Genomic DNA, 12,908 nt, shown 5'->3' with positions numbered 1-12,908 from the left:
TTAACTAACCCTACGCAGGATACGCCGTTAGACCAACAGGCTACTCAGACGGAGTAGAATCCTCTTTATATCAAATTATGTTTCAAACGGAGCGTAGCTTACTGCGCTCCGTTTTTTTTGTTTTAGCCTCGAAAGCTCTCATAAACACTCCCTTTTCTCTTCCGTTTCTATTTACTTTGCGACAAATTTTTCAAGACCCATGGAAAACGAAAAACGAGAATCCCTGAACTTTATCGAACAAATGATCGAAAATGACCTGAAAAGCGGCAAGCATCAGGCCATTCAGACTCGTTTTCCTCCAGAGCCAAACGGTTACTTACACATTGGTCATGCCAAGTCTATTCACTTGAATTTTGGTTTGGCTGAAAAGTACAATGGCAAGTGCAACCTTCGGTTTGATGATACCAACCCGGAGAAGGAAGATGTGGAATATGTAGATTCCATCAAGAGCAATGTAAAGTGGCTGGGTTTTGATTGGGATGGTGAATACTACGCCTCAGACTACTTCCCACAGTTGTATGACTTTGCCGTGAAGCTGATCAATAAGGGCAAAGCCTATGTGGATGATCTGAGCCAGGAAGAATTCAATGAGATCAAAGGAACACCAACTGTCCCGGGAAAGGAAAGCCCTTATCGCAATCGCAGTGCTGAAGAAAACCTTAAGCTCTTTGAAGAGATGCGTGATGGCAAATATAAGAACGGCGAAAAGGTGCTTCGCGCGAAGATTGATATGTCTTCACCTAACATGCACATGCGTGACCCAATTCTATATCGGATCAAGCATGTAGATCATCACCGCACAGGCAGCGAATGGTGCATTTACCCAACATATGATTTTGCACATGGCCAATCAGATAGCATTGAGCAGGTAACCCATTCACTATGTACGCTAGAGTTTGAAGTGCACAGACCACTCTACGAATGGCTCATTCAGGAACTGGAGATTTTTCCATCCAAGCAGACTGAGTTTGCCAGATTGAACTTATCATACACCATTGTCAGTAAACGTAAGTTGTTGGAGCTGGTGCAGGGTAAGTATGTGGCTGGTTGGGATGATCCCAGGATGCCTACTATTTCAGGTATTCGACGTAGAGGATTCACACCAGAGTCGATTAAAAATTTTGTAAAGAAGGTAGGTGTGGCAAGGCGCGATGGCATTACAGATGTGGCCTTATTAGAGCATGCCGTACGGGAAGACCTCAACAAAAAAACGAATAGGGTATTTGGTATCCTGGATCCTGTGAAATTGGTGATCACCAACTGGCCAGAGGATCAAGAAGAAACACTTGCGGCAATCAATAATCCGGAAGATGAGTCAGCTGGCACCAGAGACATGATGTTTGGCCGAGAAATTTACATCGACAGAGCAGACTTCATGGAAGATCCTCCGAGTCCAAGAAAATGGTTCCGACTGGGGCCAGACCGAGAGGTTCGATTGAAATATGCTTACATCATCAAGTGTACAGGGTTTGATAAGGATGAAAATGGTGAAATCTCAACCATCTATGCTGAGTATGACCCTGAGACACGTAGTGGACAAGACACCAGTGGCAAAAAGGTCAAGGGTACTCTCGGCTGGGTATCTGTGAAACATGCTGTGAAGGCTGAGATCAGAATGTATGATCGCCTGTTCCAAACAGAGAACCTGAATGACATTGAGGATGATTTCAAAAATCACCTGAATCCAGACTCCCTGGAGGTGAATACTAAAGCTGTATTAGAGGGGTCACTTAAAGATGCCAAAGTAGGTGATCAGGTGCAGTTTGAACGAGTTGGATACTTCCGAGTAGATGAGGATTCCACTTCTGGAAATTTGGTCTTCAATAGAACCATAACACTACGGGATAACTGGGCCAAGCAGCAAGGAAAATAATTTTGTTGGACATTCTGCTCGTATTGGAAAATAGCTAAAAAAGAAAAACCCTGTCCATAATTGGACAGGGTTTTGTATTCAAAATGGACAGTTTACTTTTTCATTTCCAATATGATAGAGATACCAAAGGCTTCATTAGTGCCATCTTCATCCATGTCTTCTTCAAAGGTTTCTGTATAGGAAAGTACCAGCTTACTAGATGTTAGTGTGCTGACGTTGATGATGTCAGATTCCCCATTGCTGGTGAGGGTCAGTTTCGATTTGTCAGCGCTCAAGGACCAGGTACCTGATTCAGTTTCTTCAGGATCTGTTAGTTCGTAAGTACCATCGGCATTGAATTTCCAACTCATCCCATCAAAATCATTCATAGATTCCTCAAATGAGGCTGCAAACTCTACTGCTTGCTCTTCAGAAAGGCCCCATTCTGCCACTAAATAGTCGAAAATATCTTTGTCATTGATGGTGATGTCTACATCTGCTGACTGATACTGCCACTCACCGACAATCAAGGGAGTGAGTGCCGGACCTTCATCTTCATTAGTTCCGCCACAGGATGTTAAGAATAGCGTTCCACTGACTATCAGCAGGAGCGCTAATGGATTTAACCATTTTTTCATGATAGTAAAATGTTTTGAGTTTTTGACCTATTGGTTAGAGGTCAAGCTATTATCTCAAATGAGGTGCCAAACCTATGAGGAGTCCACTCATAGTCCCTCATTTTGACTTGCGATGTTAAACTCGAGGATTGATTTCAGACCGTGGTATCAGTAGATAGAGGCCATAAAAAAAGAAAGGGGTAAGCGCACGCTTACCCCTTTTAAGATCGACCCATAACTGGTTGGGTTCGAATCTTGTGATCTAGTCGTTGCGACTAGACCAAATCACCGCCTAAAATTTACTCGCCTTTGCGAATTAATTACGTAAAGATATACATCTGGTTGATTTTGAACTTGCCATGGCGGACTGGCAGGAATATTCTTGTATGAGCCGGAATATTCTCCGCTCAATGGATATCGAAAATCATAACAAGCATTGAAAGAGAATGTTTTTACTTTGCAAAGGTGTAACAATCAGCTATGAATAAGAGGTCAGTTGGGTATTTTATTATTTTGATGGTGGCATTTGTGACCAATGCGGGGATACTGGATCGCATCCAAAAGGCCTATCTCAATCATGATTTTGAGAAAGTTGAGAAGCTGGTTCTTAAGTCCATCGAGAAAGATTCAATCAACCCCGGAGCGCGGTATTTTTATTCTCGATTGTTTCTGGATAGTTCCTTCGTAAGGAGAAACATTGATTCATCAAGTTTATTCATAGAACGGGCTTTGGATGATTTTCATAGAGCAGATGCCGATGTACTGGACGACTTGCAGGATGTAGGTGTGTCTATGGATACATTAATCTATCAAAGGAATCAAGTAGCCAGAGCTGCGTTTGATCGGGCTGCTGAGGCCAATACATTAGCCGCTCTGGAAGACTTTCGCCAACGCTTTGCCTATTCCGACCTACTTACTCGGGCAACTTATCTGAGAGATGAATTGGCCTATGAAACCACTAGTCAAGAGGACACCTGGCAGGCTTATAAAACATACTTTGAGACATATCCTGATTCACCTTTTGTAGAAGATGCCCGTAAGAGATACCAGGTATTGCTCTTCAAAGACTATACTCAGGACAATCAGACGTCCAGCTACGTTCGCTTCTTAAAAGAGCACCCTCAGACTCCATTTCGCAAAGAGGCTGAGCAGATCATTTTTGAGCGGTGGACTGTGACCAATAATAAGGACGATTACCTCAAATTCATCAAGAATTATCCAAACAGCCATCTCAATAAGAAAGCAGCGGACATTCTCTACCATAAGTTGGTAAACCCAAAGGATAGAATACCTCAAGAGGTTTACCGAATTCATCCTAATGTGGATTCGTTGCAGACTATTCACGACCTTTCATCTCGTGTTTTATTTCCGATTTATGAGGAGGGATTGTTTGGGTTTATGGACACGATGGGTGAGTTAATCATGGCGCCAGTGTATAAAACTGTTCATCCTGATTATGCTTGTGGTGCTATTGACGATAATTGGCTCCAGGTAGGTCCACAGATCAGCAATCAGCTCATTGCCCGAAATGGTACGGTCCTGATAGATGGAGTGGTGAGTTACCGCTCTTTGAGCCCAGCCTTGAAGCTGGTTTCAGAGGATGGTTCATATCTCTATCACGCGTCTGGTTTTAAGGTCTTGGATCAGTCCGTAGATGATGCCGTGGAGCTGGCCAATGGGTGGATAGCTTTCAAGAATGATTACAATTGGGGCGTCTGTGCTCTGAATGGTACCGTTGTTCTTCCTGCTCAGTATGATCACGTGGAGATGATTGGCCCTTTTGTGGTTGTTGAACGGGAGGGGCTTTATGCTATTACTACGCCGGAGCAATTGCAAGGAAACGAAGGTTTGGCGTTTCAGTTTGATGACTATGAGTTGCTACAAGATACTTTGATGCAGGTGTTTAACGGCAGACAGGAAGGGGTGCTTGATGCAAATCTTGATTTTGTAGTACCTCTGGCAGATCATGAAGTATATATCAACGGTGCATTTTGGTATCTGGTGGAGGCCAACACTTACCGGATGATCAAAGAAGAGAAATCAAAGGTGATCCGTCAGGATTTCGATCATATAGAGGTCAATGATGGATGGATAGCTTTGAAAAAGGAAGATTGGATATTACTCTCCAGGCGACCGGATGGTGTCATGCCTACCAACAGTATCGACTCGGTAAAGTTGCTCAACGAGTTCGCAGCATTTATCAAGTCGGGAGATACTTTAGAGCTCATCTTTCAGAATAACGAACGTGTACCACTCACGCCCAATAATCGACTGAGCGTATTCACCAGACCTGGAGGTGTGGCGAGTTATTTGAGCATTCGCGATGGTAATGAGTACAAGTTAATTGATGAGCATTCTGAATTACTGTTTCTTGGAGATTTTGATGAGCTTACTTTGATGGCTGACTCGTTGTTTAAGTTTAAGTATAAGGGGAAAACCGGCGTTAAACGTACTGATGGCTCCAATTTACTCTCACCAGAATATGACGTGATTGATGAGCAGGACGGTTTGTTATTTCTACTCAAGGATGGTAATATTGGCTGCTATGATCTGTATAATGGCGCGCTGATCCCGGCAGAATACAAGGCCCGAATCAAACGAATTCGTGGTAACTATGAAGTAGTGAAGGATGGGAAACACGGTCTTGTCAATCCATTCAATAAAGAAGTGATCGGCTTTGACTATGATGAAATCATCGACTGGAACGATACCTCCCTTTGGGTACGACAAGATCTGGACTGGTCACTGATCAACCTGAATGAAGAAATAATTGTAGACAATATTCAAAGTGTGCGTCCATGGATGACGGTGGCTGGTGAGCTATTGGCGGTGGTGTCTGGAGAGGATGGATACGGCCTGCATGGAAATGTGCGAGGAGAAATCCTGCCGGTCCAGTACAATGAGATCATCAATGTAGGTAATGAGTCCGCTCCGGTGTTCTTTGCAGAACAGCATCTGAAGGAAGCAGCCTTTTATGTAGTGACCTATTTTGCTGCAGATGGATCTACCCTCAAGTCCAAGGCATATCGACCGGAAGAATATGAGCTGGTTTACTGTGAAGATTAATTTTCTTTAGTAAATTCAGGGTATGACCAGAGACCGTTTTTTAGCCCTTACATTACCTGAGAGAGCCAAATGGCTTTACTTCAATGGTCAGTTGGTTACCTCTATTCGGTACTATCGCCACAAGGTTAATTTATACCTACTGGGCAAAGTCTATGTGGAAGTCTTTTATAACCACCAGAAGGATATGGTGGATCAGATCGAACTTCTAGACCTGTCATCCAAACGGATGAACTTCTATGCCGATCAGATCAAGTTACCAGGAGATATTCTAAGATAGTTCGCTGTGAATCTGCAGGACCTGTGGAATGACGAGTTGTTGTCCATCGTTGGTGATCACATAGTCAGATTTTTTCACCTTCTCTGCCTCATCCATCTGGTTGTTGATAATGGATTGTACCTGCTCTTCTGATCGTCCATCGCGACTCATCACGCGCTCCATTCGGATTTGCTCTGGCGCAGTTACAGTAATGATTTTGTCGAGGGATTGGTAAGAGCCACTCTCAAACAGAAGTGCTGCTTCTTTCAGGATGTAGGGAGATTCTTGCTGTTCAGCCCAGCGTTTAAAATCTTTACCCACTACCGGATGAACCAATTCGTTGAGCTGACGGAGGAGGTCTTTATTTTCAAAAGCCTGGGCAGCAATATGCTGACGGTTTAGCATGCCTTCCTGATAGGCTTCTTGCCCAAATAGCTCTGTGATTTGTGTAATGAGTTGCTGATTGGTGTTCATCAAGGCTTTGGCTCGAGTGTCCGCATCATATTTTGGGATACCCAGGACTTCAAAAACCCTCGAAACAATACTTTTTCCAGCACCAATGCCTCCGGTGATACCAACCAGCAGCGGTCTACTGGACTTCATTATTCTTTGGATTAGGAATGACCTTAAGAAACTCTGGTATTACGTCTATTTCAATGATCTCTTCCGGGTGATACACCAGGATTGCCATGACTGTAGAGTCGGCCTCATCCATCAAAAAGAGATCTGTGGTGATCGCAAAGTCTTTTGCAGAGTAATCCTCCTTCTGGCTGGTTCGTATGGTATAGAATACCTGCACTACTTCTTTCTCCACCATGATGGAAGAATCCGCCGGAACATTCTGCACCTCTACAGGCACCTCAATGCTCTGACGCTCAAACTTATCTACATTGAATTGTACCGAGACCTCTAGAGGGCTACTGGAAGTGAGTTTGCCTCCTTCCAGGCGGACCTCCACATCCCGGTTATAGTTGCTGGAAATACCTCTGGTAGGGATGCCTAATGTGTAGGTACTGCCGATGGTATCGATAAAGCTTTTTGGACCAATCAAAGTGATGGTATCAGGGTCGATGATCACAGGGCTTACTATCCGATGGTTTTCTGCTAAATCAATCGACAGTGAGTCCACGATCAATTGGACTTGTTTTTTCTTTTTTTCCTCTATGTCGATGAAGACAGTGTCTGTGACCAGGTAGTTGATCTTTAATTCACTGAGCTGGTCTGATACTATGGGTTGTAAAGAACTCCGTGTGTAGAATCCAATCTCTGTTGGGTTTTCAAGTTCAACTCGTACCGGGGTAGTATTGACGGTAATCTTTCTGAGCAGATTCCAGCCTCCGCTGGACACATCGATCGCAATGGTACTTGCGAGCGGTTTCATGACCACCACGCTATCCCGAGGAAAAACGAACTCTATCGGGTAGCTGATGCGGGCGTCATAATTTTTGTTCAGTGCATTGAAAAACCAGAAGGTAGTCGCTCCGATAAGCGATAGCAAGACTACCTTCCAGTTGTTAAATGCTCTAGACACGTATAGTATTCATTATTATTTTTCTCCAGAAACTCGCTTGCTAGACTCCAATGAGATAGAAGATTTTTCTACTAGCAATTTGTTGCCTCTATCTACATCTAGGGTGATCGTTGAGTCATCTACTGAAACAACTTTACCGTGAATTCCACCTAGAGTTACTACCTGATCTCCTTTTTTAATTGCCTCGATAAACTTCTTTTGATCCTTCTGCTTCTTCTGCTGCGGACGGATGAAAAAGAAATAGAAAATGGCAATCATACCAGCCAGCATGATGAATTGCGTGTAGTTGGTGCCACCTGTGCTGGCTTGTAGTAATAGTGTTTTGATCATTCTGAAAAATTATGAATTATGATGGATTGTCAGCCTTCTGTACGTTGGCTTTGATTCTAAGACGATTGAGCTTAGGATATGTATTAGCCGTGATGGTAATGGTCTTGTTCTGGATACCCGGCTTCTTTTTGCTATCGAATCTTACCTCGATTTTACCTTCTTCACCTACTGGGATTGGCTCTTTAGGCCAGTCTGGCACAGTACATCCACATGATGCAGTAGCTGATGAAATAATCAGAGGCGCATCGCCAGTATTTTTAAAAGTAAAGGTATGCTCTACTACTTCTCCCTCAGTGATGCTGCCAAAATCATGACTTTCTTCGGCAAATTCGAATGATGGAAGTGGACCATCTGGTTTTACCTCTGGCTCTGTAGCCTTGGCCGTTGGTGTGAGGTTAGGTGTTGTGCTTTTAGTAGATTCTAGTTCAGCTACCTTTCCTTCCAACTTGGCAATTCTTGACTCCAGCTCTTTGTTTGAACAACTAAAAGCTAACGCCCCTGCAAGAGCGATCACGAACAGATTGATTGTATTAAGTTTCATTTTAAACACTTTTTGATTTCAAATACTCCACAAACTTATATAAGAATGACGTTATACCTTACTGGTTAATTCCTAATGATATGTTAATGGCGGTTGATTACTTGGTTTTGATCTGATCGATCAATCCATTTACATCGTCCAGAAGCTTTTCCGCTTTCACCTTAGCGTCTTTCACGATCTTTTCACCATCAGATTTGGCCTGATTCTCTGTAAGCTCAGCTCCTTCCACCAAATCATCCACAATCTCTTCAAGTCGTTTTTTGTACTTGTCCAGACGATAAGTCAGCTTATCACGAGTGTTGGTGCCTTTATCAGGGGCAAACAAAATCCCCAGAACTCCTCCAGTGATGGCTCCAAATAAGAATGCAAAAAATGAATTTCCACGACTGCTCATAGTAGTATCTTTATTTATTGTCGATTAGCCCACGGCCACTTTTTCTTATAACACCATCCGAAGTTAGTTCGTTTGCGAGTACATCCAAAATCCCGTTAACAAATTGTTTACTCTTAGGAGTACTGTATTGTTTAGAGATCTCAATAAACTCATTGATGGTCACTTTCGTGGGAATACCGTGAAACTGCATCATTTCAGTCAGTGCCATCTTCAGGATGATACGGTCAGTCATTGCTACTCGCGAGATGTCCCAGTTTTTGATCTTTTTTTCTATCAACTCATCCAGGTCAGTATTCTTCGCTAGCGTTTCATCAAACATCACATTGAAAAACTCCATGTCTTCATCCTCGTTTTTACTAACCGATTTCAGTTCGTAAGGAGGCTCCAGTTCTGCTTCAAAATCCTGGAAAGTCTTGGCTACCAGGCTTCTGAGTATTGGCTTGTTTTCACTCCAGTGCAGATCTGTCTCTGACAGGTACTCGTCTATTGAGCTGTTCTTGAAAATGATCTTTTTGAATAAGTGGAGCAATATTTCCTTGTGCTCTTCTTCGGTTGGGGATTCCTTGGTCTGGTACTCATTGAGTACTTCATCCTTGCGCAGAATGTCCTTGTACCAGGTTCTGAGTTGATCCACCTGATCAGTATCCCATGCTATTTTCTGATCAATCAATGCTTTGTTGAGTGCTTCAAACTTAGTGAGCTCGTCGATCAACGGGTTGTTCATGAAGTGCCATTTCCAGGGGCTTTCTTTATGAATGTATGCCTTGGCTTTTCTCTCCTGCTCTAGCTTTTCAATGTGCGCCAACTCTACTGGCAGTACCAGAAGCTTCAGATACAGTCTGTTGATATCCTCTACATCGGCCAGCATTGCTTGTTTGATTGCCTTTCGCTCTTTGTTCAGTTCTTTGTAATACGTATCAATTGACGCATTTACTGCCTCAATGACATCTTCCTCTACCTCCGATGTTTGCTGAACCTTTCTATCGAGCAAATGATCATTGAATAGATTGGAAGCTTGTTTTCTACGAGCCGCAAATTTGTCTGACTCAGAAAAGTCATCCTTGGCAGGGTCCGGATAAAACTGACTTTCCAGTCTTTCGCGCACCACTTCTTTCAACGATTCTTGTGTCGTGAAATAACTGTAAAGTGCCTGCATGGCTTTGACACGAAGAATCCTACGATTAAGCATAAATTATATTTTTAACTTTTCTTTTCCCTATCAATTGAAAAAGTCTCAGCGACTAATAACAAGCTCGTCTAGCTATGCTTCCTAGTCAATCCGTACTATTGAATAGTTAGTGCCATGAGGCACTAGTAAGCTAACTTGACCTTGCCCACATCACTGATACGGTTCATTGCCAACTGCAATGCCGCTTTGTGCGTGGTAGTGTCGTGGTTATCTGCATACTCGATCACTTCGGTACATACTCCATAGATCCGTTCCGTCTGTTCGTAAACGCGATCTCGGTCATAGTTACCCTGTTGCTCATAGTACACATTGGTGATCCCACCAGAGTTGATCAGGAAGTCTGGAGCATAGATAATCCCTCTATCCTTCAAAGCCTGACCATGTATAATTTCATCATCCAGTTGGTTATTTGCCGCGCCTGCTACGATGGCGCACTTCAACTGAGCGATGGTTTCGTCATTCAATGTGGCTCCCAGTGCACATGGAGCATAGATATCCATATCCATGGCATACAGTTCATTCGGATCGGCTACTTTCACCTGATTGAACTTGCTGGTTACCCCAGCGATTTTATCTTCGAAGATGTCTGATACATACACTTCAGCGCCTTCCTTAACCAAATATTCGATCAGATAAGTTCCCACGTGCCCAGCACCCTGCACAACCACTTTTTTACCCTTCAAATCATCGGATCCGTAGGCTTTTTTGGCACTGGCCTTCATGCCCATATAGACACCGTAAGCAGTGACAGGACTTGGGTCACCTGATTTGCCTGGAAGACCTGTCACATACGGGGTTTCCATTCGCACATATTCCATGTCACGAGTGGTCATGTTCACATCCTCAGCTGTCCAGTATTTACCATTCAGGCTGTTGACAAATTTACCAAACCGGCGCATGAGTGCTTCAGTCTTGATTTTCTTCACATCACCAATGATGACCGCTTTTCCCCCGCCGATATTTAATCCTGCGATGGCATTCTTAAAAGTCATTCCTCTGGAGAGACGCAGCACATCTCTGACTGCTTCTTCTTCCGACTGGTAATTCCACATGCGCGTGCCACCCATGGCTGGGCCGAGCACGGTATTGTGCACCGCGATGATCGCTTTCAAGCCAAGCGCTTCATCATGACAAAAGACCACCTGCTCATGGTTGAGGTCGGCCATGGCGCTGAAGATCTCGCTGTTTTTTACTTTGGGTTGGGTATCTATCATTGTTGTCGTAATTACTACTTTTGCTGCCTTTGGTCGCTGTAAAGCCCATCCGACCAAAAGGGCCTCAAAATTAGGTGTTTTTGATCAAATAACCATTTGCCAATCTAAGCGTTTTAAACCTTGTGAAAGACTTAGCACATCTCAATAAATACTTTCGAAAATATAAATGGCATCTGATTCTGGGGACAATTTTTATCATTATCTCCAATTTCTTTGGCATAGTGCCGGCTGTGGTAGTCAGATATTCGTTTGATCTGCTGCAGCGCAGCTACGATATTTTTCAGGCGTTTAGTGGTTTTGACCTGCAGGAATCGACCTATGCGGTGTTTGCACAAAGCATTTTGATCCTCGGTTTGATGATTCTGGTGTCCGCTTTGCTCAAAGGAGTCTTCATGTTTTTCATGCGGCAGACCATCATTGTGATGTCCAGAAGAGTAGAGTATGACTTAAAAAATGAGGTGTACGAACATTACCAAACATTGCCGCTCAGCTTTTATAGAAAGAACAACACCGGGGACTTGATGGCTCGTATCTCAGAGGATGTCAGCAAAGTGCGTATGTATGTGGGTCCGGCGATCATGTATGGAATCAACCTATTTACGCTCTTTTTCATGGTGATCCCGTTCATGTTTTCCATCAACCCAAGATTGACACTCTATTCGTTGATTCCGCTTCCACTGCTGTCAATTAGCATTTATTTCGTCAACAACATCATCAACAAACGATCAGAAGAAATCCAGCAAAGTTTATCTGGCTTATCGACTTTTGTACAGGAAGCTTTTTCGGGAATCCGTGTGATCAAGGCTTTCGTCAGGGAAGAGGACATGGAGCAGGAGTTTGACAAGGCCAGCGAGGACTACAAGCACAAGTCTCTTGGGCTCGCTTTTGTGCAGGCATTGTTCTTTCCGCTCATCATGGGTCTGATTGGTTTGAGCGTGATTTTCACGGTGTACATCGGGTCGGTAGAGGTATTTGAAGGCGCGATCAGTACCGGTGTGATTGCCGAGTTTATCATTTATGTGAACATGCTCACCTGGCCGGTAACCTCTCTTGGTTGGATCACGAGTATCATCCAGCGAGCGGCAGCTTCTCAGAAGCGTATCAATGAATTCTTAAATACTAAAAGTGAGATCGTCTCCACTGAAAATCTGATCACCGATATTGCTGGACACATTCAGTTCAAGGAGGTATCGTTTACGTATCCTGATTCTGGAATCCAGGCGTTGAAAAATGTGTCGTTTGATGTGAAACCAGGAGAGTCGATAGCCATTATTGGTACCACTGGATCGGGTAAAAGTACCATTGCCAACCTGATCTGCCGAATGTATGATGTGTCTGGTGGCACGCTCAAAATAGACGAAAATGACATCAAGAAATACAGCCTGGAGACGGTGAGAAGCCAGATTGGTTATGTACCGCAGGACGTCTTTTTGTTCTCTGATACGGTGAAAGGCAACATCGCTTTTGGTAAAGACGAGATGAGCTTTGAGGACATTAAAAAAGCCGCTGCAGATGCTGATTTGCTAGAAAACATTGACCGCTTCCCGAATGGCTTTGACACTCGAGTAGGAGAGCGAGGCATCACGTTATCAGGAGGTCAGAAACAGCGGGTGTCCATTGCACGAGCCATCGCTCGCGAACCCAAGATTTTGATTTTGGATGATGCCTTGTCTGCTGTAGATACCAAGACGGAGAATGCCATCCTCAATGCCATGGCTCGAATAATGAAAGGAAGAACATCAGTCATCATTTCCCATCGAGTGTCCTCAGCCAAGCTTGCCGACAAAGTGATTATGCTAGATGATGGCTATGTGCAGGAAGCAGGTACGCATGATGAGCTGATGAACAAAAACGGCGCTTACAAAGAACTCCACGACAAGCAGCTACAAGGCGAGAGTGAGGAGGAGGTTTATTAGTT

Annotated in this window: 12 protein-coding genes; 4 read left to right on the top strand and 8 right to left on the bottom strand. The window is 43.7% G+C overall.

The window, feature by feature from the left end; all coding sequences use genetic code 11:
• Positions 1 to 199: 199 nt before the first annotated feature.
• Positions 200 to 1,873, top strand: a complete 1,674-nt coding sequence (locus ACO067_RS10430) for a glutamine--tRNA ligase/YqeY domain fusion protein (protein ID WP_421873779.1) — start codon at positions 200 to 202, stop codon at positions 1,871 to 1,873.
• A gap of 92 nt (positions 1,874 to 1,965) precedes the next feature.
• On the opposite strand, the gene ACO067_RS10425 is transcribed toward ACO067_RS10430, so the two are convergent.
• On the bottom strand, positions 1,966 to 2,490 hold the full coding sequence (locus ACO067_RS10425) for a lipocalin family protein (RefSeq protein WP_421873778.1): 525 nt from the start codon (positions 2,488 to 2,490) through the stop codon (positions 1,966 to 1,968).
• A 459-nt stretch (positions 2,491 to 2,949) separates the two neighbouring features.
• On the opposite strand from ACO067_RS10425, the gene ACO067_RS10420 reads away from it, so the two are divergent.
• Together ACO067_RS10420 and ACO067_RS10415 are read left to right on the top strand one after the other, a co-directional pair.
• Entirely contained in the window at positions 2,950 to 5,535 is a 2,586-nt protein-coding gene (locus tag ACO067_RS10420) for a hypothetical protein (RefSeq protein ID WP_421873776.1), read from the top strand.
• A gap of 22 nt (positions 5,536 to 5,557) precedes the next feature.
• Complete coding sequence (locus tag ACO067_RS10415; protein WP_421873774.1) at positions 5,558 to 5,812, top strand: hypothetical protein; 255 nt, start codon at positions 5,558 to 5,560, stop codon at positions 5,810 to 5,812.
• Here the strand turns inward: ACO067_RS10415 and coaE are convergent.
• The 7 genes from coaE to ACO067_RS10380 form a co-directional block, all read right to left on the bottom strand.
• Positions 5,804 to 6,394, bottom strand: a complete 591-nt coding sequence (gene coaE / locus ACO067_RS10410; protein WP_421873772.1) for a dephospho-CoA kinase — start codon at positions 6,392 to 6,394, stop codon at positions 5,804 to 5,806. The genes ACO067_RS10415 and coaE overlap by 9 nt on opposite strands.
• The gene (locus tag ACO067_RS10405) at positions 6,381 to 7,322 is read right to left on the bottom strand and encodes a hypothetical protein (RefSeq protein ID WP_421873770.1); all 942 of its coding nucleotides are present in this window, start codon (positions 7,320 to 7,322) and stop codon (positions 6,381 to 6,383) included. Before ACO067_RS10405 ends, coaE begins: the two co-directional genes overlap by 14 nt.
• A gap of 15 nt (positions 7,323 to 7,337) precedes the next feature.
• Entirely contained in the window at positions 7,338 to 7,652 is a 315-nt protein-coding gene (gene yajC / locus ACO067_RS10400; RefSeq protein WP_421873769.1) for a preprotein translocase subunit YajC, read from the bottom strand.
• A gap of 16 nt (positions 7,653 to 7,668) precedes the next feature.
• Positions 7,669 to 8,193 carry a DUF1573 domain-containing protein gene (locus ACO067_RS10395; protein ID WP_421873767.1) on the bottom strand — a complete coding sequence of 175 codons (525 nt, stop codon included), beginning with the start codon at positions 8,191 to 8,193 and terminating at the stop codon, positions 7,669 to 7,671.
• 97 nt (positions 8,194 to 8,290) lie between these two features.
• Positions 8,291 to 8,587 (bottom strand): YtxH domain-containing protein, encoded by a 297-nt coding sequence (locus ACO067_RS10390; RefSeq protein WP_421873765.1) that lies wholly within the window; start codon positions 8,585 to 8,587, stop codon positions 8,291 to 8,293.
• A 10-nt stretch (positions 8,588 to 8,597) separates the two neighbouring features.
• Positions 8,598 to 9,776 (bottom strand): transcription antitermination factor NusB, encoded by a 1,179-nt coding sequence (gene nusB / locus ACO067_RS10385; RefSeq protein WP_421873763.1) that lies wholly within the window; start codon positions 9,774 to 9,776, stop codon positions 8,598 to 8,600.
• Positions 9,777 to 9,898: 122 nt separating this feature from the next.
• The gene (locus ACO067_RS10380; RefSeq protein WP_421873761.1) at positions 9,899 to 10,990 is read right to left on the bottom strand and encodes a Glu/Leu/Phe/Val dehydrogenase dimerization domain-containing protein; all 1,092 of its coding nucleotides are present in this window, start codon (positions 10,988 to 10,990) and stop codon (positions 9,899 to 9,901) included.
• A 122-nt stretch (positions 10,991 to 11,112) separates the two neighbouring features.
• On the opposite strand from ACO067_RS10380, the gene ACO067_RS10375 reads away from it, so the two are divergent.
• Complete coding sequence (locus tag ACO067_RS10375; protein ID WP_421873759.1) at positions 11,113 to 12,906, top strand: ABC transporter ATP-binding protein; 1,794 nt, start codon at positions 11,113 to 11,115, stop codon at positions 12,904 to 12,906.
• The last annotated feature ends 2 nt before the right edge of the window (positions 12,907 to 12,908 follow it).

This window comes from Marinoscillum sp. (assembly GCF_965229915.1).
GTDB lineage: Bacteria > Bacteroidota > Bacteroidia > Cytophagales > Cyclobacteriaceae > Marinoscillum.
The sequence above is the reverse complement of the archived record's forward strand: the minus strand, read 5'-3'. Positions and strand labels throughout refer to the sequence as shown.